Annotated in this window: 24 protein-coding genes and 2 tRNA genes; 17 read left to right on the top strand and 9 right to left on the bottom strand. The window is 50.1% G+C overall.

The features are described from left to right. Positions 1-330: 330 nt before the first annotated feature. Positions 331-831: a DUF4293 domain-containing protein gene (locus DCW36_RS06835; RefSeq protein ID WP_114777594.1), complete on the bottom strand. Its 501-nt coding sequence runs from the start codon at positions 829-831 to the stop codon at positions 331-333. A 64-nt stretch (positions 832-895) separates the two neighbouring features. Between DCW36_RS06835 and DCW36_RS06830 the strand changes: the two genes are divergently transcribed. From DCW36_RS06830 to DCW36_RS06810, 5 genes are all read left to right on the top strand, one after another. Beyond that, positions 896-2,095 carry a thiolase family protein gene (locus DCW36_RS06830; RefSeq protein ID WP_114777593.1) on the top strand — a complete coding sequence of 400 codons (1,200 nt, stop codon included), beginning with the start codon at positions 896-898 and terminating at the stop codon, positions 2,093-2,095. Between the two features lie 23 nt (positions 2,096-2,118). Then, a complete protein-coding gene (locus DCW36_RS06825; protein ID WP_114777592.1) occupies positions 2,119-2,733 on the top strand; it encodes a hypothetical protein in 615 nt (204 codons plus the stop codon). A 56-nt stretch (positions 2,734-2,789) separates the two neighbouring features. Next, positions 2,790-3,542, top strand: coding sequence for a tRNA pseudouridine(38-40) synthase TruA (gene truA / locus DCW36_RS06820; RefSeq protein WP_114777591.1), 753 nt, complete (start codon positions 2,790-2,792; stop codon positions 3,540-3,542). 233 nt (positions 3,543-3,775) lie between these two features. Further along, positions 3,776-5,545, top strand: coding sequence for an ABC transporter ATP-binding protein (locus tag DCW36_RS06815; RefSeq protein WP_114777590.1), 1,770 nt, complete (start codon positions 3,776-3,778; stop codon positions 5,543-5,545). Continuing rightward, positions 5,542-6,063 (top strand): GyrI-like domain-containing protein, encoded by a 522-nt coding sequence (locus tag DCW36_RS06810; RefSeq protein ID WP_114777589.1) that lies wholly within the window; start codon positions 5,542-5,544, stop codon positions 6,061-6,063. The genes DCW36_RS06815 and DCW36_RS06810 overlap by 4 nt, the downstream gene beginning before the upstream one ends. Before the next feature lie 310 nt (positions 6,064-6,373). On the opposite strand, the gene DCW36_RS06805 is transcribed toward DCW36_RS06810, so the two are convergent. Together DCW36_RS06805 and DCW36_RS06800 are read right to left on the bottom strand one after the other, a co-directional pair. Further along, positions 6,374-6,775, bottom strand: a complete 402-nt coding sequence (locus DCW36_RS06805) for a helix-turn-helix domain-containing protein (protein WP_114777588.1) — start codon at positions 6,773-6,775, stop codon at positions 6,374-6,376. Between the two features lie 137 nt (positions 6,776-6,912). Then, the gene (locus tag DCW36_RS06800; protein WP_114777587.1) at positions 6,913-8,697 is read right to left on the bottom strand and encodes an ABC transporter ATP-binding protein; all 1,785 of its coding nucleotides are present in this window, start codon (positions 8,695-8,697) and stop codon (positions 6,913-6,915) included. A 152-nt stretch (positions 8,698-8,849) separates the two neighbouring features. Between DCW36_RS06800 and DCW36_RS06795 the strand changes: the two genes are divergently transcribed. From DCW36_RS06795 to DCW36_RS22505, 10 genes are all read left to right on the top strand, one after another. After that, a complete protein-coding gene (locus DCW36_RS06795) occupies positions 8,850-9,950 on the top strand; it encodes a Glu/Leu/Phe/Val family dehydrogenase (RefSeq protein WP_114777586.1) in 1,101 nt (366 codons plus the stop codon). 180 nt (positions 9,951-10,130) lie between these two features. Continuing rightward, on the top strand, positions 10,131-11,273 hold the full coding sequence (gene nusB, locus DCW36_RS06790; RefSeq protein ID WP_240676083.1) for a transcription antitermination factor NusB: 1,143 nt from the start codon (positions 10,131-10,133) through the stop codon (positions 11,271-11,273). An 86-nt stretch (positions 11,274-11,359) separates the two neighbouring features. After that, the gene (locus tag DCW36_RS06785; protein WP_114777584.1) at positions 11,360-11,665 is read left to right on the top strand and encodes a YtxH domain-containing protein; all 306 of its coding nucleotides are present in this window, start codon (positions 11,360-11,362) and stop codon (positions 11,663-11,665) included. Between the two features lie 4 nt (positions 11,666-11,669). Further along, positions 11,670-12,668 (top strand): isocitrate/isopropylmalate dehydrogenase family protein, encoded by a 999-nt coding sequence (locus DCW36_RS06780; RefSeq protein ID WP_114777583.1) that lies wholly within the window; start codon positions 11,670-11,672, stop codon positions 12,666-12,668. A 23-nt stretch (positions 12,669-12,691) separates the two neighbouring features. Next, positions 12,692-13,231, top strand: coding sequence for a DUF1573 domain-containing protein (locus tag DCW36_RS06775; protein WP_114777582.1), 540 nt, complete (start codon positions 12,692-12,694; stop codon positions 13,229-13,231). 33 nt (positions 13,232-13,264) lie between these two features. Continuing rightward, complete coding sequence (gene yajC / locus DCW36_RS06770; protein ID WP_114777581.1) at positions 13,265-13,567, top strand: preprotein translocase subunit YajC; 303 nt, start codon at positions 13,265-13,267, stop codon at positions 13,565-13,567. A 50-nt stretch (positions 13,568-13,617) separates the two neighbouring features. Continuing rightward, the gene (locus DCW36_RS06765; protein ID WP_240676082.1) at positions 13,618-14,559 is read left to right on the top strand and encodes a YbbR-like domain-containing protein; all 942 of its coding nucleotides are present in this window, start codon (positions 13,618-13,620) and stop codon (positions 14,557-14,559) included. A 4-nt stretch (positions 14,560-14,563) separates the two neighbouring features. Next, positions 14,564-15,160 (top strand): dephospho-CoA kinase, encoded by a 597-nt coding sequence (gene coaE / locus DCW36_RS06760; RefSeq protein ID WP_114777579.1) that lies wholly within the window; start codon positions 14,564-14,566, stop codon positions 15,158-15,160. Positions 15,161-15,429: 269 nt separating this feature from the next. After that, positions 15,430-15,897, top strand: coding sequence for a hypothetical protein (locus DCW36_RS06755; protein ID WP_114777578.1), 468 nt, complete (start codon positions 15,430-15,432; stop codon positions 15,895-15,897). Then, positions 15,890-16,048, top strand: a complete 159-nt coding sequence (locus tag DCW36_RS22505; RefSeq protein WP_164891048.1) for a hypothetical protein — start codon at positions 15,890-15,892, stop codon at positions 16,046-16,048. Before DCW36_RS06755 ends, DCW36_RS22505 begins: the two co-directional genes overlap by 8 nt. A gap of 3 nt (positions 16,049-16,051) precedes the next feature. On the opposite strand, the gene DCW36_RS06750 is transcribed toward DCW36_RS22505, so the two are convergent. Both DCW36_RS06750 and DCW36_RS06745 read right to left on the bottom strand, forming a co-directional pair. Continuing rightward, positions 16,052-16,126: transfer RNA gene (locus tag DCW36_RS06750), tRNA-Val, on the bottom strand. Between the two features lie 165 nt (positions 16,127-16,291). Next, positions 16,292-16,366 (bottom strand) — tRNA-Val (locus DCW36_RS06745). A 185-nt stretch (positions 16,367-16,551) separates the two neighbouring features. Between DCW36_RS06745 and DCW36_RS06740 the strand changes: the two genes are divergently transcribed. Further along, positions 16,552-19,065, top strand: coding sequence for an AsmA-like C-terminal region-containing protein (locus DCW36_RS06740; protein WP_114777577.1), 2,514 nt, complete (start codon positions 16,552-16,554; stop codon positions 19,063-19,065). Positions 19,066-19,536: 471 nt separating this feature from the next. Here the strand turns inward: DCW36_RS06740 and DCW36_RS06735 are convergent, their stop codons facing one another. From DCW36_RS06735 to DCW36_RS06725, 3 genes are all read right to left on the bottom strand, one after another. Further along, positions 19,537-20,679, bottom strand: a complete 1,143-nt coding sequence (locus DCW36_RS06735; protein WP_114777576.1) for a mechanosensitive ion channel family protein — start codon at positions 20,677-20,679, stop codon at positions 19,537-19,539. Positions 20,680-20,687: 8 nt separating this feature from the next. Further along, positions 20,688-21,914, bottom strand: coding sequence for a Glu/Leu/Phe/Val dehydrogenase dimerization domain-containing protein (locus DCW36_RS06730; protein WP_114777575.1), 1,227 nt, complete (start codon positions 21,912-21,914; stop codon positions 20,688-20,690). A 64-nt stretch (positions 21,915-21,978) separates the two neighbouring features. Further along, positions 21,979-23,049 carry an anhydro-N-acetylmuramic acid kinase gene (locus DCW36_RS06725; RefSeq protein ID WP_114777574.1) on the bottom strand — a complete coding sequence of 357 codons (1,071 nt, stop codon included), beginning with the start codon at positions 23,047-23,049 and terminating at the stop codon, positions 21,979-21,981. A 121-nt stretch (positions 23,050-23,170) separates the two neighbouring features. Here DCW36_RS06725 and DCW36_RS06720 point away from each other — a divergent pair, with 121 nt between their 5' ends. Then, a complete protein-coding gene (locus tag DCW36_RS06720) occupies positions 23,171-23,479 on the top strand; it encodes an ArsR/SmtB family transcription factor (RefSeq protein ID WP_018476478.1) in 309 nt (102 codons plus the stop codon). A 132-nt stretch (positions 23,480-23,611) separates the two neighbouring features. On the opposite strand, the gene hemA is transcribed toward DCW36_RS06720, so the two are convergent. After that, entirely contained in the window at positions 23,612-24,889 is a 1,278-nt protein-coding gene (hemA, locus tag DCW36_RS06715; RefSeq protein WP_114777573.1) for a glutamyl-tRNA reductase, read from the bottom strand. Positions 24,890-24,985: the final 96 nt, after the last annotated feature.

The raw sequence follows: 24,985 nt of genomic DNA, 5'->3' as shown, positions 1-24,985 counted from the left end.
TGTGCTGATTTTTTAATGTGCTGATGTACTGATGTGCTGATGTGGTAATACCAAATATATTTTACAAAGTACCACAAAATTATTCCCACTTTGTCATCCCTTTGGGATCTTGTGGGCGAACTGCAGATCGGCCAGCTACTACAATTTTTATCATGGAAGATCCTGCTTTCTCTTTGGAATCGCGGGATATTAAGTCAATACACAACTTTACAAAAAGAAGAGGGCCCCTGTTCAACGACAGAGACCCTCTTCTTTTTATGCTGTAGCTGTAAGCGAAAAGAATTTACCTATTCCCCAATTAGCACATCAGCACATTAAAAAATCAGCACATTAACGCAGCCTGTCCATCGACCGCACCAGGTCTTCGTCGCGTTTGATGAAGCGGTTGGCCAGCGCATTGAGTAGCAGCGCCAGGATGATCAGGTAAAAGCCTGCCTCAAAAGTGCCGGAATCATCTGATTGTATCAGTTCATCGCCAACATAGTGGGCATGGTAGAAGGTGACGCCCAGCAGCGCTACCAGGATCAGGGCGTTAAAAAGGCCGAGCTTCATTTGCGTAAAGCGGTTCTTGAACTGGAAAATCTCGTACAACGCAATAACGGCAGCTGCAATTGCAAGCAGGCCAATGGCAATCGCGCCCTGCGACTGGGCTTTCCCTTCGTTGGTGGCTTCACCTTCTTCGGTATAAAAATGAGAGTCGAGCGAGAACGCTGTTAGTTCTACTACCTGGCCCGTAGTCGTGTCGGTTTTAGACCACAGCGGCAGGAACAGGATAGCGACCATCGACAGTACCAGCAGGAACAGAAATACACTTTGGATTCTTTGTATCATATAAGGGTTCGTTTAACTTGCAAAGAGTTGCAAAATTAGACAAAGACCTGTAAAACCAAAACCCATGAGCACGGCTTATATTGTAGATGTGGTGCGGACGCCTGTGGCGAAGTTTGCAGGAGCCCTGCGCCTGGTGCGCCCCGACGACCTGGCCGCGCATGTTATCAGGCAACTGCTGCTCCGCACACCTCAACTGGACCCCACGCTGCTGGAGGATGTAATTTTAGGAGCCGCCAACCAGGCCGGTGAAGATAACCGCAACGTAGCGCGCATGGCCCTGCTGCTGGCGGGCCTGCCGCAGGAGGTGGCCGGGGTAACGGTAAACCGCCTCTGCGCTTCCGGACTGCAGTCCATTATCGATGCTTCACGTGCGATAGCCTGTGGCGAAGGAGAGGCAATGGTGGCAGGTGGAGTAGAAAGTATGACGCGTGCCCCCTTCGTCATGGCCAAAGCTGAAACGTCTTTTTCCCGTACCGCCGAAGTTTTCGATACTACCATGGGCTGGCGCTTTGTAAATGCAAAGCTGTCGTCGCTGCACTACCCGTACAGCATGGGCGAAACAGCCGAGAATGTAGCAGCCAGATATAATGTTTCACGCGAAACACAGGACGCCTTTGCCCACCAGTCGCAGCTCAAGTACCGGCAGGCTGCCGATGCCGGGAAGTTTAATGAAGAGATCGTGCCGGTGGAGGTGCCGCAGCCAAAAGGCGCTGCAGTTGTTTTTGATACGGATGAGCACCCGCGGCTGACGTCGGTGGAGAAACTGGCCTCGCTGGCGCCGGTCTTTCAGCAAGGAGGGACCGTAACCGCCGGCAACGCCTCCGGCATAAACGACGGTGCCGCCGCTGCGCTGGTAGTCGGTGAGAAACTGGTAAAGCAGCTGAACCTGCAGCCCTTGGCCCGCATAGTAGCTGCTGCCGTAGCAGGCGTAGACCCGGCTTGTATGGGCATGGGACCAGTTCCCGCCACCCAGAAAGCACTGAAACGGGCAGGCCTCACCATCAACGACATCGACCTGTTTGAAATAAACGAAGCCTTTGCCGCGCAGGCAGTCGCTTGTATGGAGCAGCTTAACATCGATCCGGAAAAAGTAAATGTGAACGGCGGCGCCATCGCCATTGGTCACCCGCTCGGCGCCAGCGGCACCCGCATCACCGCCACCCTGCTCCACGAGCTGCAGCGCCGCCCCAGCACCCGCTATGGGCTCGCGACTATGTGTGTAGGCGTAGGACAGGGCGTAGCAGTGATTTATGAGAAGGTGTAGGAGGTTGTAATAAAAGTCTGAAAATGCAGGAAGATCAAAAGTTAAAGAAGAGAATTATAACTTCAGTAGTTATTGTCATTGGTTTCATGCTTTTGGTTAAGACAAATCCGATTTGGGAGAGAGAAATTGGTGGATTCTGGAATATTTTATTTTACTTGGTGATAGCTGTTTTCTTTTTCTGGATTATCATCAAGTTTATAATCGAAATTGTCAGCATCATCAGGAACAGAAAAAGATTGTCACTTTTGAGTTTTGTACCTATTGGTATATTATCCCTTTTTTGGCTTGATGTAACTTCTAACATCTTTTGGATTGACTTGGAAAAGCTTTACGGTGATGTAACCTTTAAGGCATGCTATGAAGGTACCCAGAACCAGGCAACATTTAAGCTCCGTGGGAAAAACCGCTTTGAACTCCATTGGACAGGGGTATTCTTTTATGATGAATATTTTACCGGAACGTATCAACAGGTTGGGGATACACTTTACCTGAACTACAAAGATCAGAAGCCTCGTAGGTTTGGCGACAAAATATTAATGGATAACAAGAACCAGCAATTAATAACCATAAGCAACACAGCGAATAGCGTCAAAAATGATGTGCCTTTTTACTATGGCTACTGCCAGGGGCTGAACTGAGAATGGTGCGCTGTTCAATCATTCAATAAGTCAACAATTTAGCCATTCAACCCTTAATGCGTTATTTTCTCGAAATAGCCTACGACGGCACCAATTACCATGGCTGGCAGACGCAGCCCAACGCGCACACCGTTCAGGAAGTGCTCGACGATTGCCTGAGTAAAGTGCTGCGCCACCCCATCAGCTCTACCGGCAGTGGCAGAACCGATGCCGGCGTGCATGCGAGCCAGCAGTTTTTGCATTTCGATGTGCCGGAGCCGATCGCTGATACTGCCCATGCCGTGTACCGTTTCAACCGCCTGCTTCCCGGTGATATCGTGGCGAAGCACCTGTACCCGGTGCCCGACGAGGCCCATGCCCGCTACGACGCCTTCGCCCGCACCTACCATTACCGCATTACGCTGGCTAAAAACCCGTTTACACGTTACTACGCTTACTACCTGAGCAGGCAACCCGACGTAGCCCGCATGAACGAGGCGGCTGCCGTGCTGCTGCGTTACGAAGATTTTACCACCTTCTCGAAAGTAAAAGGCGATACCAAACACTACAACTGCCTCATGTACGAAGCGCACTGGCAGCAGGAGGGAGACGAGTTGCTGTTCACCATCCGGGCTAATCGCTTTTTGCGGGGGATGGTGCGGCTGGTAGTGGGCACATTGCTGGATGTGGGCAAAGGAAAACTAACCGTAGAAGCGTTTGAGCAACTGGTTGCGAGCCAGGACCGCAGCAAAGCCAGTGGCGCGGCCCCTTCCGAAGGCTTGTACCTGGCCAGGGTGGAGTATCCGGAGCAGTTGTTACAGAATGAATAGTCTGCTCTTCAGGACATCCATGTCCTGAAGCTCTCTGCAGGGGACATCCGTGTCCCCGTTACACGTATGCGGACCTCCGCACCAGTTTATCAACAGGCATTCTCTACACCCGAAGCAAAACAGGTGTAACAATCAAAGCGAAAGTCTTAACTTTGCAATCCGTCAGAATTAAAAGTACGTACAGTAGAAACTGCTACTGCAGCTAATTCTGCTACAACAAAGACATCTCTATTTTGGAAGATAAACCAAAAGCAACCGGTAAAGTATTTGATTCGGATGTTTTAAAGCGGCTGTTCCAGTTCGTGAAGCCGTACATAAAAACCTTCTACTTTATCGTTTTCCTGACTTTTGCATCGGCCATACTGGCTGCCGTGCGCCCCTTCCTCATCCAGTACACCGTGGACCACGAGATACTGAACAACGACTGGGAAGGCCTCACGCGCATGTTCGTGATACTGACGGTGCTGCTGGTGGCGCATGCCATTGTGCAATACCTGCATACCTATTTTGCGGGCTGGCTGGGGCAGCATGTGGTGCGCGACATCCGCATCAAGCTCTACCGCCACATCCTCAACCTGCGCCTCCAGTTCTTCGACCGCACCCCCATCGGCACTCTCGTTACCCGCAACGTATCGGATGTCGAAACCCTGTCGGATGTGTTCAGCGAAGGGTTGGCTGCCATGATAGGCGACGTGCTCCAGTTGGTGTTTATCCTGGGCTTCATGTTCTATATCGATGTGAAGCTGACGCTGGTAAGCCTTTCCACGCTGCCGCTGATGCTTATCAGTACCTATATTTTTAAAGAGAAAATAAAAGATACTTTCCAGGAGGTGCGCACGGCCGTGGCAAGGCTGAACTCGTTTGTGCAGGAGCATATTACGGGCATGAGCATTGTGCAGATTTTTAACAACGAGGAGCGCGAGATGGAGAAGTTCCGGGAGATAAACAAGGAGCACACCCGCGCCAACATCCGTTCCGTGATGTACTACTCCGTGTATTTCCCGGTGGCAGAGATAATTGGTGCAGCTGGCTTGGGCCTGCTGGTATGGTACGGCGCGCACGGCGTAATAGACGAAGAGATGTCGCTGGGGATGCTGATGGCCTTTATCCTGTACATCCAGATGTTCTTCCGCCCCATCCGGATGATTGCCGACCGCTTTAATACGCTGCAACTGGGGGTGGTGAGTACCGAACGCCTCATGCGCCTGCTCGACAGTAAAGAAATGATTACCGACACCGGCACCTATGCCCCTGCTACCATCAAAGGCGATGTGTCGTTCCAGAACGTGTGGTTTGCCTATAAAGAGGAGGACTGGGTGCTGCGCGATATTTCCTTCGATGTAAAAGCAGGCGAGACAGTGGCTTTCGTGGGTGCTACAGGAGCAGGAAAAACCTCCGTCATCAACCTGCTCAACCGCTTCTACGAAATCAACAAAGGCCATATCCTGGTAGACGGGCACGACCTGAAGGAATACGACCTGGCGGTGCTGCGGCACCAGATAGGGGTGGTGCTGCAGGACGTGTTCCTGTTCTCGGGCACCATCGCCGACAACATCAGCCTGGGTAACAGAAGCATTACCGAAGAGCAGATGTGGCACGCCGCCGACCTGGTAGGCGCCCGTCGTTTTATCGAGCGGCTGCCTGGCGGGCTGCATTACGAGGTAATGGAGCGGGGCGCCACGCTGTCGGTGGGGCAGCGGCAGCTGATCTCGTTCGTGCGCGCCATGGTTTACAATCCGCAAATCATTATCCTCGACGAAGCCACCTCCAGCGTCGACTCCGAAACCGAAGAGCTGATTCAGTATGCCATTGAGCAGCTGATGCGCGGCCGCACCTCCATCGTCATCGCCCACCGCCTGTCCACCATCCAGAAAGCCGACAAAATTATTGTGATGGAGCGCGGCGAGATAAAAGAGGTAGGCAACCACGAAGAGCTGCTGCGGCACAATGGGTACTACGCACAGCTCTACCAGATGCAGTACAAAAACATGATTAACCTATGAATAAAACCTTTCTGCTGGTAATGGCAGTGCTCGTGATAATAGTGGTAGCTTTTTATGCTTACCTCGGCGGATTCAGTTCTGCAGACGTCACCACAGCCACTTCACAACCCCTGTATGTGGCGGGGCAGCCGGTAAAAGCACACATAAAAGATGAGCAGCTTGGCAAAGCGTTTCAGCGGGCATCCGAAGTGCTGGAGAAGAACGAGCTGGAGGGCGTGCTGGGCAACATCTACTACAACAATCCCGAAAAAGGCAAAGACAGTGTGAAAGCTTTCATTGGCGTAGTAGTACCCGATACAACTGTCAACTTGCCCGCAGGTTTTGAGCTGCGCAAAGTACCCGGAGGCCGCAAAGTAGTCCGTGCCGAGGTAGATGCCCATTACATGCTATCGCCAAACAAGCTGTATGCCGCCGTGTTCGAATACGCCGAAGAACAGAACCTGAAGCTGGAGGAATTTTACGTAGAGTGGTTTCCCGAAGATCACAAAGGCGTGGTAGAGGTGCCGGTAATCCCGTAATCGAATATTGTATTATTGTATTATTGTATAACGTAGGGGTTAACCCACGTGTTAACCCTCATGCCCCCAAACCCCCTTGTTTTCTGCCCCCACGCCTCATGCCCCCACACCCCCACATTCAATCCAAAGCAACAGCAGCGGGAATGGTGACTGCAGCAGCAGAATAAAACAGGCCAACCATCCCGAAATAAAACGCTACTGCTGCAGCCTCCATACCCACTGCTCCTGTAGCCAACAAAAAAAAGGCAGGAGCGCTGGCTATAAAACTATAACCAAAGCTCCTGCCTTTGTATCTGCAGAGCAGCTTTACCTACTCCTGCTCTTCAATATCTTTTATTCCTGCAATTTTGGCTCTCAGGGCATCCATATCTGGCCTGTGGTCTTTGGCAACTTCGGCAGCGTCCAGTTCCTGCAGCATGTGCTGCATCTGTTTCAGGTATTGGGTCTTGTCTTTCTTCAGGTGGGCTTTGGCCGCTTCGCTGTCGGGTTTAAACATGCTGCCTTCGCCGTAAATAAGCCACTGGGTATTCAGATCGGGAAAATGCTTCACAATAGCCACAAGTTCATCCAGCAGAAAGTTTTGGCCGCACATGATGTTTTCGAGGCATTTGCGGTCGGTTCCGGTTATTTTCTGCAGCTCGTCTATGGTCAGCTCCTTTAGATTGGTATAAAACTTAAATCTTTTGCCGATTTGTTGTAAGTCGATAGCCATACACAGGAATTTTGGGTTTTTAAATAACTTCTATACGTATATAAAGCATAATATAGTCTAAAAAATTCCTTTCATCAATATATTGTCTGCCAAAAGTGCTGAAACAGAAGTAAAAGTGCCTTGCTGCAAAAACAAATCTACTCCGAATCTTCGGCCTGTAACTGCCGTTCGTACAGCTCTTTGTAAACGCCCTGTTCCCGTATCAGCTCTTCGTGTGTACCGTGCTGCACAATCTCGCCGTCCTCCATTACCAGAATGCGATCAGCCAGTTTTACCGATGACACCCGGTGCGAAATAATGATAGATGTACGGTTGGCCATGATGCGCTGCAGGCTGTTGAGAATGGCATTTTCCGTTTTGGTATCTACCGCCGAAAGCGAGTCGTCGAGTATCAGGATGCTGGGCTCGCGCACAAGTGCCCGCGCAATAGATACGCGCTGCTTTTGTCCGCCCGATAAGGTAATGCCCCGTTCGCCCAGCTTGGTCTCAAACTGCTCCGGAAAGCGGATAATGTTCTCATACACGTCGGCATCGCGGGCGGCCTGCTGCATCTGCTCCTCCGTAATATTGGGCAGCCCGAAGCCAATGTTGTTGCTGATGGTATCGGAAAACAGGAACACATCCTGCGGTACATACCCAATCTGGCTGCGCAGGCTCTTCAGGTCATAGTCACGAACATCAATGTCATCGATCAGAATGCGGCCGCTTGTGGTGTCGTACATGCGGGGCAGCAGGGCGGCAATCGTGCTCTTGCCCGAGCCGGTGTTGCCAATGATCGCCAGGGTTTCGCCGTGCCGTATCCGGAACGAGATATTTTTCAGGGCATGAATGTGCGTGTCAGGATAAACAAAGTTTACGTTGTCAAACACAATATCGCCCTGGATGGATCTGCTGATGTGCTGGCGCGAAACGATGGTGGTTTTGGTATGCAGGAATTCGTTTATACGCTGCTGCGATGCCGCTGCCCGCTGCACCAGGCTGGCCGTCCAGCCGAGCGAGGTAACGGGCCAGGTAAGCATGTTCACGTAAATAATAAACTCTGCAATATTGCCCGTGGTAATGCTGCCATTGATAACTTCCTGCCCGCCAATGTAAATGGTAATAATGGTGCTCAGGCCTATCAGGAACAGGATCAGCGGGAAGAACAGCGAGTTTACAAAGTTCAGCTCCAGCGATTTTTCTTTATACTTGTTGCTGGCGCTGGTGAAGTTGTTGTGCGAATCATCTTCCCGCACAAACGATTTCAGCACCCGTATTCCGGAAAATGCCTCCTGCACAAAGGTGGTAATGCCCGAAAGGCTGCGCTGTATCTCGTCGGATTTGCGCTGAATGATGTTGTTGACATAGTAGATGCTGATGGCCAGAATGGGCAGCGGGATCAGCGTGTAAAAGGTTAGTTTTACGTTAACAGCCAGCATGTAGGGGATCACCATCAGGAACAAAACCACCAGGTTCAGGCCATACATAATGGCAGGGCCCAGGTACATGCGCACCCGGCTCACATCCTCCGAAATGCGCGACATCAGGTCGCCGGTGTTGTTTTTGCGGTAAAAGCTGAGCGGCAGGCTCTGGTAGTGCTCGTAAATCTCGTTCTTCAGGTCGTTCTCAATCAGGCGGCTCATCACGATAATGGTCTGGCGCACAAAAAACAGGAACAGTCCGCGCAGCAGCGCCATGGCCAGAATGACGACGCCATATACCAGGATGCTTCTGGCAAAAACATCATAGATAAGCTCCTGCTGGCCGAGGCCCTCATAAAGATTGTGCAGGCTGATGCCTTCTTTAATCAGATCAAAGGCATAACGCACCACCTGTGCCGGCAGAATCTGGAAAAAGTTGGAGATAATAATAAACACCAGCCCCCACAGGAGACGGAATTTATACTTGAGCAGGTATTTATTTAAGTAGCTTAACGATTTCACAATTATTAACTTGGGATCTGAGAGCTTTTACGTAGACAGGCGCTGTGCAAATTGAATTAATGGAAAAAAGAGTTAATTTTACAGTCGAAAAAGGGCAGGTAACAGCGCACAGCGTTTTACAAAGATAGAATAACCCTTTATCAATTTCATACATGGTCAAAATTAAAGAAACAGAAGTACAACAGGATAAGTCGGTTTTTGGCCGGTTAGCTGCCAGTAACCACGAAAAAGTTGTTTTCTGCCACGACCATGCTACCGGCCTGAAAGCCATTATCGCAGTCCACAGCACTGTATTAGGCCCCGCCCTGGGCGGCACCCGCATGTGGGCATACGCATCAGAATCAGAAGCCCTGGACGACGTGCTTCGCCTTTCCCGGAACATGACCTACAAGGCCGCCATTTCCGGCCTGAATGTAGGCGGCGGTAAAGCCATAATCATTGGGGATGCCCAGAAAGATAAGTCTGAAGCCCTGTTTCGCAAGTTCGGGCGTTTTATCAAGAACCTGAACGGCAGCTTTATTACAGCAGAAGACATTGGCACAACCATAAAAGACATGGAGTACATCCGGATGGAGACGGAGCATGTGGCTGGCGTTTCCGAAGCGATGGGAGGCGGGGGCGACCCGGCACCGCTGATTGCCTATGGCACCTATATGGGCATGAAAGCAGCAGCTAAAAAAGCTTTCGGCTCCGATTCGCTCGATGGAAAAAAAGTGGCGGTGCAGGGGGTAGGGCAGGCCGGTTGTTACCTGGTAGAACTGCTGGCCAAAGAAAATGCACAGATTGCCATAGCCGACATTTACGAAGACCGTCTGCACGAAGTGTCATCCAAGTTTGGTACGCAGGTAGTTGGCATGGACGACCTGTACGACCTGGACATGGATATCTTTGCCCCATGCGCCCTGGGCGGCACTATAAACGATAATACCATTGGGCGGCTGAAGTGTAAGATAATTGCCGGGAGCGCCAACAACCAGCTGCGCGACGAGGCGGTGCATGGCCCGGCGCTGGTAGAGCGTGATATTCTGTATGCGCCGGACTTCCTGATTAATGCCGGCGGCCTGATTAACGTGTACTCCGAACTGGTGGGCTACAACCGCGAAAGCGCTTATGCCCATACAGAACGCATTTACAGCTACACACTGGATGTGCTGGAGAAAGCAGAAAAGGAGGGCATACACACGCAACTGGCAGCCACCAAATTAGCCGAAAAACGTATTGCTGAAATCAGCAGCGTACGCTCAACATATTAATAGTAGCCTCTGTCAAAGAATATCAGAAAGTGCTGCACAACCTGTGGCACTTTCTTTTTGATGGATATTAGCCGTTTTACCAGTAGCTTTACCCGCTGCTTAATTTAGTACATACTCAATACAAAACGCTCTTTACATTTAAACATTATGCTCAACCGCAGAACATTACGAATCAAGGTTATGCAGGCCATTTATGCTTACCGGCAGGCCGAAGGTTCAGATTATCTGCTGGCGCTGGACCAGATAGGGGAAGAATTTGCACCAGACTTAAATTCGATGGAGGTGCAGGACCGAAAGCTGCTGGAGGGGAAAAAGCAGATTGCGACGCTGCTTTTTAAAGAGTGGCACGAAACAGGTCGGTTCGATGCAGAAGAAGCCGATCAGGAAATTGTAGGGGCGGTAAACAGGGCCATTGTTTTTTATCAGAACCTGATCCGGAAAGACAATAAGTTTTACGGCAACCAGATGATAAGCGCCGTAGAGCGCATCTACGACCATTACCTGGCCACATTGCAGATACTGGAAGTGCTGGTGAGCCTGGTGGAAGAAGAGGAAGAGAAAAAGGAGAAACGGTTTACGGCAGCAACCGGCCCTGACGTACAGCGTTTTACCAAAAACACCCTGGTGCAGCGCCTGCTCAACAGCAAATCGTACCAGCAGCACATCATCCGGCGGAACATTAGCTGGGGCTCAGATATAAGCGCCATCCGGGCTGCTTACAAAAACATACTGAAGCAGGACGAAGCTTTTCTGGCTTACCTGGCTTTGCCCCAGCCTACCCCCGAAGACGACTTCGAGGTTGTCAAACATATTTTTAAAAACATTATTTTTAAAGAAAAAAACTTACAATCTTTGTTTGAGGAGCAGGATTTAAACTGGGTCGAAAACAAAGCCATTGTCAAGAGCCTGGTAAATAAAACCATCAAGGTTTTTGCAGAAGCACCTGCCGATGAAGAGCCTGCCCTGCTGGATTTATCTGCCAACTGGGAAGAAGACAAAGCGTTTTTTGAGGAACTTTACGACCAGACGCTGCAGGACGACGAAAAGTATGAAGCCCTTATTGCCGGTAGTGTTAAAAACTGGGATGTGGAGCGGGTTGCCGCCCTCGATAAGATCATACTCAAGATGGCCCTTTGCGAAATGCACATCTTCAGGAGTATACCGGTTAAGGTTACTATCAACGAATATATCGAAATATCAAAACTCTACAGTACGCCCAAAAGCAAGCAGTTTATTAACGGTGTGCTGGACAAAATGGCACAGGAGCTTACCACCAAAGGCGATATCCGTAAGTCTGGCAGAGGTTTGATCGATAACAAATAAAAATTAATTTAGGTCGGGATACGTTGTAGGAAGCATCGTAAACAAAAGAAATTACGTACCCGGAACTATACGAAAACAGAAAAACGATGAGCAAGAAAACTACCACTGTACTGGCCTTTGTGTCAGGGGCTGCCGTTGGCGCCGCAGCTGGCATCTTATTTGCGCCTGAAAAAGGGAGAGAGACGCGCAGCTGGCTGAGCTATCGCCTGGAAAAATACCGCGATACCCTTTCCGAATTGATGGAGCAACTAATGGAAAACCGCGATGCTGTAGCATCTTCTGCCAAAACGGAAGGGCAACGGGTGATAAAAGATGCAAAAGATAAAGCAGAAAAACTGCTGGGCGATGTGGATTCGTTAATAAATGAAATAAACAGCAGAAAAGGAATCTAGGCGAATGAAACAGGTAACACTAATACCCGGCGATGGCATTGGGCCCGAAATTACGGAAGCTGTAAAAGCAATATTTACTGCAGCCAGGGTGCCGGTAGCCTGGGAAGAAGAAAATGCCGGTCAGACTACCTTCGATTCCATGGGCGAGCTGCTGCCTGAATCCCTGCTTAATTCCCTCAAAAAAAATAAAGTAGCTTTAAAAGGCCCTATCACCACACCGGTTGGCAAAGGCTTTAAAAGTGTGAATGTGCAGCTCAGGCAAATGTTTGACCTGTACGCAAACATCAGGCCGGCCAAAACTACCCCTGGCATCAACTCCAGGTTTGATAAGGTAGACCTGGTGCTGTTCCGCGAGAATACCGAGGGCCTTTATTCCGGTCTCGAAATTTTTGACCAGCGCCTGCAGATTGCCGACTCCATTTCGCGGGTGACACGCGTGGGGTGCGAAAAAATTGTGCGCGCAGCTTTTGAGTATGCCAACAAGCACAAGTGCAAAAAGGTAACCGTAGCCCACAAAGCCAATATCCTGAAGAATGCCGGCGCTATGCTGCTGGATGTGGCCGCCACTATTGCCAAAGATTACCCGCACATACAGATGGAAGACAAGATCATCGACAACATGTGCATGCAGCTGGTAATGAAACCGGAGCAGTTCGATGTGATTGTTACTACCAACCTGTTTGGCGATATCCTGTCAGACCTATGTGCCGGACTGGTAGGTGGTCTGGGTGTGGTGGCTGGCGCTAACGTGGGCGATGAGATGGCTATATTTGAAGCCGTACACGGTTCTGCGCCTGATATTGCAGGCAAAGGCCTGGCAAACCCTACCGCTTTGCTGCGCTCTGCCATTATGATGCTGCACCACATCGATCTGAAAGACGAGGCCTACCGCATAGAAGCGGCCCTGGAGGCAACCCTGAAAAACAGGGAAGAATGCACCCGCGACCTTGGCGGAAACGCCGGCACGAAAGAGTTCGCACAGCATATTATTGATAAACTTTAGTAAATAATTAGTACACGTTTGATATGAAAAAGAACCTGTTTTTTTCATGTGCGCTGGCTGCTGCCTTGCTTACGGCAGGCTGCGAGCAGAGCAATACAGCAAGTAACACCCCTACAGCCTCAGAGACTGTCACAACGGAGTCGGAGGCTGTTGTAGATAATCCGAATGTGGTTTCTACGGAGGGAGAATCAGCTTCGGCAGAAAATGCACCGGTAATTGAATTTGAAGAGCCTGTGTTCGATTTCGGCACTGTAAAGCAGGGCGAAGTGGTGCATCATGCCTTTAAGTTTAAAAATACAGGCAAATCGCCGCTCATCATCCAGAGCGCCTCTGCCTCCTGTGGCTGTACAGTACCTGAACCGCCAAAAGACCCGATTGCTCCGGGCGAAACCGGCGAAATTAAAGTTCAGTTTAACACGAGCGGAAAAATGGGCCAGCAGTCGCCTACCGTAGAAGTGAGAGCAAACACCCAGCCCAGCATTGTGCAGGTATCTATGAAAGGTACCGTAGAAGCCAGTAAAATACCAACGGCAGGTCCTGAAGGCCCTGTAAGACGAAACTAAAACCCTACTCTCAAATAAGAGAAATCCAACCTTATGCAAACCATCCTCTTACAAGCAGCTACAGACGGGGGCATGTTGCCACAACTGCTCATGTTTGGCGCTATTATTCTTGTTTTCTATTTCTTCATGATCAGGCCGCAGCAGAAAAAGGTGCGCGACCAGAAAAAATTCCGTGATGCGCTTACCAAAGGCATGAACGTGGTAACTATTGGCGGTTTACACGGAAGAATTGTAGCTGTAGAAGACGATATTGTGGTGATAGAAGTAGACAAAGGCATCCGCCTTACATTTGATAAAGCTTCTATTTCCATGGAGTCCACCGTTAAGGTGAAATAAATAGCTGAAAGTTGCCGTTTGAGAAAGCTAAAAATATAGTAATATGGTTTGTGAAGCCATTCAGGCCACAAACAAAGCAGTACTGGCGGGTAGTGGTGCTTTGTTTTGTGGCGGCTTCTACATTCTGGCTGCTTAATGCACTGAATAAAAGCTATTCTACACAAACTACCTACCCGATCAATTTCATTTATAACGAAAAGGAGCTCGTTCCGATTAAGCCGCTCCCTGAAGAAGTGCTTATCAACGTAACGGGCAAAGGCTGGAAACTGCTGCGCAAATCGCTGATGGTGGAGGTGCAGCCTACCGATATCTACATCCGGAGCCTGCCGCGCAACAATTACATCCTGGGCTCGGCCCTGCGCCCTGGCCTGGTAAATGTGCTGGATGGGCTGCAGCTCAACTTTGTAGTTACCGACACGTTGTTTTTCGATTTCAATGAAAAAATAACACGTACTATTCCGCTCAAACTGGACCCCAGGCAGCAACTGACCGGCGAACGGCATACCCTTGTCGGACCTGTGCGGATTAGCCCCGATTCTATTACGTTTACCGGACCTTCGTCTATGGTAGACAGTATCCGGAGTCCTTTCCTGTTGCGGCTGCCGCAGCAGCGGCTTACCTCCTCGGCTAAAGTGGAAGTGCCTATCAACTACGACTACAAAGCACTGGTGAAGGCCGATATCAGCGAGGCTGTTGTAACGGTTAACATCAAAGGGCTGCTCCAGGAAGAGCGGCAGGTGGTGCCGATGCCCGTAAATGTTCCTGCCGGACGTGAACTGAGGCTGAACCCGCCCTTTGTGCTGGTCCGTTACCAGATTATAGAAGATTCTGTAGCCCTGCTCAACCGCGACTCTTTCCGGGTGATTGTTGACTATTCCAAATACAGCCCCCAGGACTCTACGGTGGTGCCGGAGCTGGTACAAAAGCCGGCAGGCGTGCGGCAGGTAAGGCTGTGGCCCGACCGTATGAAAGCCGTGTTGGAGAGAGATTAAGAGGATGCTGAAAGTTGGAATAACCGGTGGTATTGGCGTAGGCAAAACTGTAGTTTGCCGCATGTTCGAGCTGTTGGGCGCTCCTGTCTACGATGCCGACACGCGTGCCAAATGGGTGATGCACCACGACCCGGTTCTGAAGCAGGAATTAACAGCAGCTTTTGGTCCTGAAGCCTACGACGCTACAGGCGTCCTGAACCGTCCTTTTATTTCGGGCATTGTATTTAACAACCCGGAGCGTCTGGCGCAGCTCAACGGGCTGGTGCATCCGCGCGTGCGCCTCGATTTTGAAAAGTGGGCAGCCGCTCATGCCGCAGCGCCCTACCTGATCAAAGAAGCTGCTTTAATGTACGAATCGGAGTCGTGGCGGCAGATGGATGAAATGATTGCCGTATACGCCCCGCTGGAAGTGCGCCTCAAACGCCTGCAGCAGCGCGACCCGCACCGCACCGAAGCCGACATCAAAGCCATTATTTCCAAACAGCTGACGGAAGAAGAGAAAATGGCGCGGGCCAACCACATCATCTACAACGACGAACAGCACCTCCTCATCCCGCAGGTACTGGCCCTGCACCAGCAGTTCTGCTCCCGGAAGGCATAATGCTCTCCTTCCCGCATAACTTCATCGTTACAACGGCCCAAAAGGTGTTCTGCAGCAGCCACCACACCCGCTGCTCCTCAAAATAAGCTTTCTGATTGTCAAATTAATTCTGCTGCAACTGCTACCACACCCTCTGCTGCTGGCATAAAGGAACCTGGTAAATGTGAGATAGTATAAGCTGAACAACCCCAATTCCCAACCAAACGCCACGCCCTGCGTTTACTTCCAATTTACCGACAATAATTTAGCTGGCTATTAAAACAAACCCTATGAAATCAGAAGTAACCTTGATTTTTGAAGAAACCGACGGCAGCCTGAAGTGGCTTTTCGATGTATTTGCCTATGCCTACCACATCAGCGAACCCAATGTTCAGAAAATGCTGGAGCCCATGCTGAAGGAATTCATGCATGAAAAGAGCTACTCTCAGCTCATGAAGCTTTCTGCTTCGGGAATTTCGGAAGAAGAGTTAGTGAAAAAGCACATCCACAAGAACCTGGTCCGCTTCAGCAGCCCGACGGTTTATGTGAGAGGAAAAAAAATAAAAGCCATGTGCTACATGATTGAGCAGATAGGCGCCATGAAGGCAATGGCGGCAGGAGAGGATGTGCCGGATTATGCAGCCAATTTACTCGAAGGCCACGAAAACATCCTGGACAGGATGAAAGACGCCATAACAGAGGCACTGGTGACGGCAGGAGCCAAAGGCGTGCACATCGAAAAGATTAGTAGTGAGTAAGTTACCTGGTTTGAAGCAGGGAAGAGCAGCAAAAAAACTCTATAAATACGGTCATGCTGCAGGTGCTGCTTCAGGCACATTCCGAAAATATACAATAAAGCTGAAAAACAAAAAGCGCTTACAAGAACCAACTTGTAAGCGCTTTTGCTAAATGTGGGGCGTACTGGATTCGAACCAGTGACCCCCTGCTTGTAAGGCAGGTGCTCTGAACCAGCTGAGCTAACACCCCGATTTTTGATTCCGGAAACCTTTTGTCCCCGTTTGATGCTGCAAATATGAAAGCTTTTTCTGAAACCGCAAAATGTTTTTTTCGAAAAGCGGCGTAAAGCAAACAAAACGGAAAGAAACAAAAAAGCGCTTATAAGAGCCAATCTTGTAAGCGCTTTTGCTAAAGTGGGGCGTACTGGATTCGAACCAGTGACCCCCTGCTTGTAAGGCAGGTGCTCTGAACCAGCTGAGCTAACACCCCGATTTTTGTTTCCGGAAACCTGCTGTTTCCCGTTTGATGGTGCAAATATGAAGGCTTTTTCCGAAACCGCAAAATGTTTGCTGAAAAAACTGAATTTTTTTTTCAGAACAAAACTACCTGTTGACCGTCTGTATTTACTGCTGTACCTTTGACGTTGGTAAGGTGCTTAAAATGTGTGTATTCCATTGAAGAGAAGAGGAGCTGTAAGAAAAGTGCTATTCTATGCTGCCGTGGTAGTGGTGGCTGTAGTTGGCGTGCCGTTGGGGCTGGTGTACAAGTACCAGGACAAAATAATTTCTCTTTTTATAGCAGAAGCGAACAAGCACATCACTACAAAGGTAGATGTCGAGAAAATATCGCTCTCGCTGTTCGATAAATTCCCGCATGTTTCCGTTAGCCTCGACAAGGTAAACATCCACGAAAACCTGCCCGAAAGCGAGGAATCGCTGGGGAAACTGGAAAAGATTTACTTTACCTTCAGCCTGGTTGATATCGTGCTGGGGAAATACAGGGTAAACCAGCTGTTCCTGGAGGACGGGGAGGTGCATGTAAAGGTGCTGGAAAATGGAGACGTAAACTACAACATCATAGCCACAGACACCACAGCCTCTGACGAAGCCTTTTCGTTCAGCCTGGAAAAAATTATCCTGAACAACGTGGCGCTGCACTACACAGACCAGCAGCTAAAACAAACCTATGCCCTGGATGCCCACCAGCTTACTGCTGCTCTCACCATAGCCGCTGATGCTGTAGCTGTAGAGGCAACCGGCAACGCCACCGTGAACAGCATTCAGCTGGAGAGCGGCGAGTACCTGAAAGGCAAAACCGTAGACCTGCAGGCTGCGCTCAACATAGATCAGCTGGCCAAAACGGTGCAGCTGGAGCCATCGGTTCTGAAAATAGAAGGCGCTTCCTACGAAGTGGCAGGCACTGTAGGCTATGCCGGAACCACGGAGCTGGATCTGGCCCTGAACGGCCGGAATACCAATGTGCAGTCGCTGCTGTCGTTGCTGCCCCAGGACATTACCCGGGCCTACAGCCAGTACCGGAGCGAAGGCGATATCTTTTTCAACGGCACGGTAAAAGGCCAGGTCTCAGCCAAACAGCAACCCAAAATTACGTTCAGCTTCGGTTGCCGAAATGCCTCTTTTTATCATCCCGAAATTAAGCGGCGCGTGGACGATGTCAGCTTTACGGGCTCCTTTACTAACGGGGCTAAGAACAATGCTTCCACGTCAGCACTCGAAATCAGCAACCTGAACGGGAGCCTGAATGGCCGCCCCTTCTCCGGCAACTTCGCTTATCATAACTTCAACAACCCCACCATCGCCTTCGACCTGGACGGGATGCTGGATGTGGGCTATGCGCTGGGGCTGGCCAAGCTGGAGCAGGTGCGCAGCGGGAGCGGACTGGCGCATGTGCGGATTGCCTTTAAAGGAAACTTCAATGATTTTAAAAACAGGCCGGGCAACAGTACCGTGAATACCTCCGGGGAAGTTACGCTGCACAACGTGGCCCTCTCGCTGAAAGGACTGCCGCACCCGCTCGCTAACCTGTATGGCAACTTCATGTTCAAGCACAACGATGTGGCTGTTTCGGACTTCAAAGGCCGGATAGGCGCCTCCGATTTTGTGCTGAACGGTATGTTTAAAAACATCATCGCCTGGACGCTGCTGGACAAGCAAAGGCTGCTGGTAGAGGCAGATTTTAAAAGCAACCACCTTAACTTCGACCAGCTGTTGCAGGAGCAGCAAAGCGCTTCTGCCTCCGGTACCGGCGCCAGCGACAGTTACAGGCTGGCGGTGTCGCCTTATATTGCCTTCGACCTGAGCGCGTCTGTGCAGAAACTCAATTTCAGGCGGTTTAAGGGGCAGCAGATACAGGGGCAGGTGAAACTGCGCAACCAGGTGCTGTCGTCGCCTAACATCTCGTTTAAGGCCATTGGCGGGGCTTTTGCCGTGCGGGGTACCTTAGATGCCACTTCGCGAAACCATATAAAAGTAGCTACAGCTGCCAGGCTCAGCAACATGAATGTCGACAGCCTGTTTTATGTGTTCGAGAATTTCGGGCAGACCTTCGTGATGGACAAGCACCTGCGCGGCAGCCTGACGGCCAACATTTCCTCCGAACTGTACTTCGACAGCCACCTCAGCCCCAAAACCGACCTGATACAGGCCGAGATAGTGGCCACGGTACGCGATGGCCAGCTCATCAACTTTGAGCCGATGCAGAAAATGGCTGTTTTCGTAAAGCGCTCGGAGCTGTCGAACATGCGGTTTTCCGAGCTGCACAACAGCTTCTGGATTCAGCGGCGCACCATCTACATGCCCGAAATGGATATCCGCTCCAACCTGTCGTCGGTGCCTGTGGTGTCGGTGTCGGGCATGCACACCTTCGACCAGGACATGGATTACAAGATCAAGCTGCCGCTGTCCAGGGGGCGCAAGCCGGACAAGGATTCGGTGTATGGCGTAGTGGCCGAAGATCCGGATGCCGGTAACAGCATGCTCTTCCTGAAGCTGAAGGGAAAAGAGAGCAACTTTAAAATCAGCTACGACGAAGCCAGGGTGCGCGAAAAAATAAAAACAGACCTGAAGCAGGAAGGCCGTGAAATCCGCGACTTGTTACGCGGCAAAAAGCCCCGCCAACAGGAAGTAAAAGAAGCAGAGCCGCAAACCGGCGAGTACTTTGATTTCTGATTTAGGAACAACCCGCTCTGCCACAACAAAATCCATTTCAGCAGTTGCTTTTGCTCCATAAAATTGTAAATATGGAACATGGTAAATATACGTATACCCATAAAATTTAGCAATTCACTAACTTTTAAGGCCATAAATGGTATAATTTCCACTTCTGATAAAACTATAGGTTTTGCCGCCCGTTATACTACCAGATTATGGCAAATGAAAGAATTTATAAAATAAATTGGAATTATTACTTTTAAATCCGGGTTCTGATATTGTGCAGCAGTAACAGCATAACTATTTCAGAACCAATGGTTGAAGATATAAGGGTGAAAAAAAGCCGGAGCTTCTCCGGCTTTTTTATGCTGCACCCGCCACCACAGCCTCTGCTGCCAGTTTTATCATTTTCGAGCTGCAGAGACTGTGGTGGCGGGTGCAGCAGCCTGGAAATAGCCAGCTTTAGAAGCCAGGTAAATAAAATAGCTACTATGGCCTGTCCGGTACCTGTTGCAGAAGAACCGTACTTGTCGGGAAAGCAAAGTCTGCGCCGTGGCCTTCCACAATATCGATGATCTTAAAAGCGATTTCCTCCCGCACATCAATAAACTCGTTCCAGTCGGTTGTATCTACAAAATAAAGTACCATCACATCTTTGGAGTGAGCGCCCAGGTTATGGAACCGGATGCGGCCATCCTGGTTGGTTTTGGGGTGGTTGTCGATAAACTCCTGTAGGTCCTGTGTAATGGCTTTGATTTGTTCGGAGGTGGTGTCGTAGGTGAGGTTAATGTCGAAGTTAACCCGCCGGAAAGTGCGCAGCGTCAGGTTGTTGAGCGGCTTGTCTATCATGGACTTGTTCGGCACGGTAACAAAAGTTTTTTCGAGCGTGCGGATGCGCGTGCTCCTGAAACCGATTTTCTCGATGGTGCCGGTAATGCCGCCCGCTTCCACCAGGTCGCCGACTACAAAAGGCTGGTCCAGGAAGATGGTGAACGAAGCCAGCAGGTTCTCCAGGCTTTCCTTGGCTGCAAAGGCAATTGCCAGGCCGCCTACTCCCAGGCCTGCCACAAACGTGCCTACATCCAGCCCGAAAACAGAACCAAGTATCACCAGGAACGCAAAAATCGAGATCAGGGCTTTGGCAAAATCCTTGAAAAAAGGGATCAGCTGGTCGTCGAGCTTCGATTGTGTTTTCTCGGCTCTTCTTCTGAAGATTAAGCCTATAAAATCAACGAAGCGAAGAATAACCCAGGTAACGGCCACAATCATAAAGATTTTATAGATGCCCCTTACTATTTTTAGTATCGGCTCATAAGATTTGATGATGATAGCATCGTCAGGTTTGATGGAAGGGTTGAGCGGGTACTTTAGCGCCTGGAAAGCAAAGAACAAAACCACCAGCATGATCAGCACCTCGAGGGGCTGCAGCAAAAAGCGTTTGAAGGTATTCTCGTCCTGGCCTTCTTCCTGCGAAAAGCGGTCGACCAGCCGGAACATGATGTGCGACAAGAGCTTGGAAAGTACTTTCTTTAAGATAAAGCCCAGCAGCAGGATGCCGGCAAAAATTAAAAAGTTGGTAACGGTGTTACCCAGAAATTCATAACCTAAAATTTCTCTGATTTCCCTGTTCATAAACGTTTTTACAGAAGTTGGCTGAGCGCAATTTCGAGCGTTGTTTTCGCTATTTCAATTTTTTTTGAGTTGTGGGTATACGTCTGTTCCAGCGCCCGGCGTATGGTGGCAGACACATCCGAAAAAATGGCTTCGTCTGTTATTGCAGCGCCGCTTTCCATCAGGTAGGCAAACACGCGCGCCATGCCGCAATTAGCCACAAAATCAGGAATAACAGACACGTGCTGGTCGGCAAAATCAATGGTGGGACCAAAGAAAATGCCCGGGTCCTGGAACGGTACATTGGCGCCACAGGAGATTACTTTCAGGCCGCAGTTGATCAGTTGCTCCAGCTGTTGCCGCGTTACCAGCTTCGAGGCAGCCGCCGGAATGAAAATATCTGTTTTTACAGACCAGATGCGGCTGTTTACTTCCTCAAACGGAAGCAGGTTGTGCGCGTGCAGCGCATTCTGCTGCCGGTCGTAAAACAGCTGCTGCACTTCGTCAAATGAATAGCCATCGGGATTAATAAGTCCGCCGGCCCGATCGATGATGCCCACTATCCGCACGCCCCTGGCGGCCAGGTAATATGCTGCCGCTGCCCCCACGTTGCCCCAGCCCTGTATAATGGCGCGCTTGCCTTCCGGATGGCCGCCCCAGAGCGTATAGTAATGCTGTACTGCTTCGGCTACACCGTAGCCTGTAATCATGTCGGCAATGGTGTATTTGCGTTCCCCGAAGGGAGTGTAGGTCGGATCTTCCAGCACCTTGCTAACTCCCTGCCGCAGCTGCCCGATCTTTTTTATTTTCTGCGGCTCCGTCGCATTAAAATAGCCGGTTACAATCCCCTCCTGCGGATGCCACAGCCCATACTCTTCGGTTATCGGGATAACCTCCTCTATTTCGTCGATGTTGAGGTCGCCGCCGGTGCCGTAGTAGTTTTTGAGCAGCGGGTACACCGCCTTGTACCAGCGCTCCAGCACCCCCCGTTTGCGCGGGTCAGTAGGGTCGAAGTTAATGCCGGACTTGGCGCCCCCGATGGCCGGACCGGAAACCGTAAACTTTACCTCCATTGTTTTGGCCAGCGACTCCACTTCCTGCCGGTCGAGGCCGGCACGCATGCGGGTACCGCCACCGGCAGCACCACCCCGCAGGGAATTGATGACCACCCAGCCTTCGGCCTCTGTTTCAGCGTCTTTCCATTCAAAAACAATTTCCGGCCTTTTGTTCTCAAACTTTTCGAGCAGTGCTTGCATACGTTGCTTTTAAAGAATTGTAAAAAGGTACATTATAATAAAGGAGAAAGCCGGACCGCAGGTGCTATCCGTAATAAATGGCTCCCCCGACATTGTCGTGTGAAGCGCCTGTAACGCTGCTGAGGCAGTTTACCTCGCCCCGCCAGCGGAGCACCCCCAGGAAAGCAAAGATAAGCGCCTCCTTAAACGAAACAATCTCCGGAGCCGGCACCTCAACCCGGAAATCCGCGCCCAGGTATTGCTGCAGCAGCTCTACCAGGTATACGTTAAACGCGCCGCCGCCAGTCAGCAGGACCCGGTGCTGCCCCTGGTGCAGGACGGGCAATGCCTTTTTTACCTGAACGGCGATATGGTGGCAGGCCGTATGCAGCTTATCTGCCGGAGAGGCTTTGGAGGCAGCCAGTGAAGCTAAACTATTGTACAATACCCATTCTTTCCCGAGTGATTTAGGGTATGGTGCTGAAAAATAAGCCGGGGCGTTTAGTTCCTGCAGCAGGACCTGTTGCAATGTGCCCCGGCGGGCCAGCTGCCCGTCCTGGTCGTAGGGGAGGCCTGTTTCGTTGGCAAGGGTATTCAGCAGCATGTTACAGGCGCCGGTATCGAACGCAACCCTGCGTCCGCTTTCAGAAAAAGACACGTTGGCAATGCCGCCCAGGTTCAGGCAGAAATCATATTCTTTAAAAAGCAGTTCGTCGCCGATGGGTACCAGTGGCGCTCCCTGTCCGCCTAAGGCAATATCCAGCGTCCGGAAGTCGCACACCACGGGTACACCGGCATGTGCGGCAAGGTAAGCGCCGTTTCCGAGCTGCAGCGAGATGTGCTGTTGGGGCTGGTGAAAGATGGTGTGGCCATGCGAAGAAACAAAGTCGGGACGGATACCATGTTCACTAATAAATTTTTTTGCCAGCTGCCCCAGGTGCTTTCCATAATCATGATCTAATGCAATTAAGTTTCGGCCCGTTGTCGTTTCGGCATCGCGGAGACAGCCAATCCAACGGTGGTCATATTCTAATGTATTAGCATAAAGTATCTTATATATCCAATTTCGGTTTTCATACGTAAATCTACATAATGCTATGTCAACGCCATCCAGGGAGGTGCCTGACATTAATCCGACCACGTGATAAGTATTCATATGAGCAAATTTAAAAAGCTTTGAATGGTTATCAGCCAAATATTGCAATTGCCGTATAATTCTTAAAGTGACAAAAAGAAAGTTAAATGTATGTAGAAACTGTTAGGTAGATTTTTAAATTATGAAAAGTTTGTTATCTCGAATTGAATCAAAAAAAATAGATAAGGCGGCTGCCATGCTCAAAGTGCTGGCTCACCCGAAGCGGTTGGCCATTGTGGACCTGTTGGGAAAGGAGGAAAAGATGACTGTAACCGAAATTTATAAGTATCTGGACCTGCCTCAGGCTATTGCATCACAGCACCTTATCACTTTAAAAGACAAAGGCGTACTGTCCTCTTTTAAAGTAGGCACCAAAATCTATTATTCACTCTCAATCCCAAAATTAATTGATGTAATAGATTGCCTTGAAGAATGCTGCATCGATATCTAAAAAAAGACTATACGGAGAAGCACCCGCCTGTTAAGTCGACAGAATGTTAAAGCCCCTGTTACCAGCTGAAAAAGTAGTAACAGGGGCTTTGGTATTTAAATATTCACTAAGAAAATTTGCAGGTTCACTAAATTAACGGTGCTCCACATCCGCCGACTGGTTCTCCAGGTTAAACAGGTCGTTGAGCACATCGATCAGCGTTTCGGCCTCGCCCCGTTTGCAGGCTGCTTTCAGTTGCAGCACCGGGAGCTTCAGTATTTTCTGCATCATGGATTTGGTGATGTTATCCATCCGCTTCATTTCTGCCGGGTCCAGCTTTTTGAGGTAGCGCGCCATCTCTTCCTGCCGGATCGCTTCCAGTGCATTCTTCAGCTTGTTTATCGTAGGCGATACCATCATCTCCTTCGACCAGTCGTTGAACTGCTCGATAGATTCGGTAATGATTTCTTTTACCTTCGGCACGGAGTTGATGCGTTGCTGCAGCGCCTCCGAAGCTTTGTTCTGAATGGTGTCGATGTTATACACCAGCACGCCTGGTATGCTTTCCACATTTGCCTCCACGCTGCGCGGCACCGACAGGTCTATAAAGAACTTGAACGACAGCACGTTCAGGCGCTTGATCATTTCTTTGGTAAAGAACGGCGTTTCGCGCGAAACAGACGAGATAATGACATCAGCTTCTTTCAGGCCCTGCACAATATCCTCGAAAGGCAGTACTTCCATGCCACACTCCTCGGCCAGCGGCACAGCTTTGGCCAGCGTACGGTTGGTGATCTTTACGTTTTTGTGGCCGGAGTCGCGCAGGTTGCGGCAAACGTCGGCGCCAATTTCGCCCAGGCCTACCACCAGTATGGCCGGGTCTGTAATTTCGGATGTTAATTCTTCGAGCAGTTCTACAGTGGCATAAGAGGTAGAAGCTGCGCCATCGCGGAAAGCTGTTTCCTGAACCACCCGTTTGTTGGTGAAGAAAATAGTGTGCATCAGGCGGTGCAGGAACGGACCGGTGGTTTCGCTGTCGGCGGCCCACTGGTACGCCTGCTTCACCTGGTTGGTAATCTGCATATCGCCCACCACCTGCGACTCCAGCCCCATCGACACTTCGAACAGGTGTTGTACGGCGTCGTTGTGCTCGTTCAGGATGGTGAAAAAATCGAAATAGTTGCTGATGTTGGCAATGCCTTTGGTAATACCGAGCAGCTTCACAATTTCGGCGCTGTAGTCGATGTCGGCATTGTAATAAACTTCGGTGCGGTTGCAGGTAGAGAGCACCAGGATATCAGAAGCTTTCAGGTAATTTTTCAGCGTTTCCAGGAACTGCCGGCAGGCGGTCTCATCTAAGGCAATCAGTTCCCTGATATCCAGCGGCGCTTTCTTATGAGACAGGCTGATTGCTTTGAAATTCTGAAGCATAATATTAGTTGAGATACTAGGGTGCAAATTTAAGTTTTGATTCTTTAAAATGAAAGTTCCTTGGTCATATAAACGAAATTATACTAATTTCAGCTG

Source organism: Botryobacter ruber, assembly GCF_003347595.2.
Classification (GTDB): Bacteria; Bacteroidota; Bacteroidia; order Cytophagales; family Hymenobacteraceae; genus Pontibacter; species Pontibacter ruber_A.
The sequence above is the reverse complement of the archived record's forward strand: the minus strand, read 5'-3'. Positions and strand labels throughout refer to the sequence as shown.

Coding starts and splice junctions, on each gene's coding strand:
- DCW36_RS06835 (WP_114777594.1), bottom strand. CDS start 831: ATGATACAAAGAATCCAAAGTGTATTTCTGTTCCTGCTGGTACTGTCG.
- DCW36_RS06830 (WP_114777593.1), top strand. CDS start 896: ATGAGCACGGCTTATATTGTAGATGTGGTGCGGACGCCTGTGGCGAAG.
- DCW36_RS06825 (WP_114777592.1), top strand. CDS start 2,119: ATGCAGGAAGATCAAAAGTTAAAGAAGAGAATTATAACTTCAGTAGTT.
- truA (WP_114777591.1), top strand. CDS start 2,790: ATGCGTTATTTTCTCGAAATAGCCTACGACGGCACCAATTACCATGGC.
- DCW36_RS06810 (WP_114777589.1), top strand. CDS start 5,542: ATGAATAAAACCTTTCTGCTGGTAATGGCAGTGCTCGTGATAATAGTG.
- DCW36_RS06805 (WP_114777588.1), bottom strand. CDS start 6,775: ATGGCTATCGACTTACAACAAATCGGCAAAAGATTTAAGTTTTATACC.
- DCW36_RS06795 (WP_114777586.1), top strand. CDS start 8,850: ATGGTCAAAATTAAAGAAACAGAAGTACAACAGGATAAGTCGGTTTTT.
- nusB (WP_240676083.1), top strand. CDS start 10,131: ATGCAGGCCATTTATGCTTACCGGCAGGCCGAAGGTTCAGATTATCTG.
- DCW36_RS06785 (WP_114777584.1), top strand. CDS start 11,360: ATGAGCAAGAAAACTACCACTGTACTGGCCTTTGTGTCAGGGGCTGCC.
- DCW36_RS06780 (WP_114777583.1), top strand. CDS start 11,670: ATGAAACAGGTAACACTAATACCCGGCGATGGCATTGGGCCCGAAATT.
- DCW36_RS06775 (WP_114777582.1), top strand. CDS start 12,692: ATGAAAAAGAACCTGTTTTTTTCATGTGCGCTGGCTGCTGCCTTGCTT.
- yajC (WP_114777581.1), top strand. CDS start 13,265: ATGCAAACCATCCTCTTACAAGCAGCTACAGACGGGGGCATGTTGCCA.
- coaE (WP_114777579.1), top strand. CDS start 14,564: ATGCTGAAAGTTGGAATAACCGGTGGTATTGGCGTAGGCAAAACTGTA.
- DCW36_RS06755 (WP_114777578.1), top strand. CDS start 15,430: ATGAAATCAGAAGTAACCTTGATTTTTGAAGAAACCGACGGCAGCCTG.
- DCW36_RS06735 (WP_114777576.1), bottom strand. CDS start 20,679: ATGAACAGGGAAATCAGAGAAATTTTAGGTTATGAATTTCTGGGTAAC.
- DCW36_RS06730 (WP_114777575.1), bottom strand. CDS start 21,914: ATGCAAGCACTGCTCGAAAAGTTTGAGAACAAAAGGCCGGAAATTGTT.
- DCW36_RS06725 (WP_114777574.1), bottom strand. CDS start 23,049: ATGAATACTTATCACGTGGTCGGATTAATGTCAGGCACCTCCCTGGAT.
- DCW36_RS06720 (WP_018476478.1), top strand. CDS start 23,171: ATGAAAAGTTTGTTATCTCGAATTGAATCAAAAAAAATAGATAAGGCG.
- hemA (WP_114777573.1), bottom strand. CDS start 24,889: ATGCTTCAGAATTTCAAAGCAATCAGCCTGTCTCATAAGAAAGCGCCG.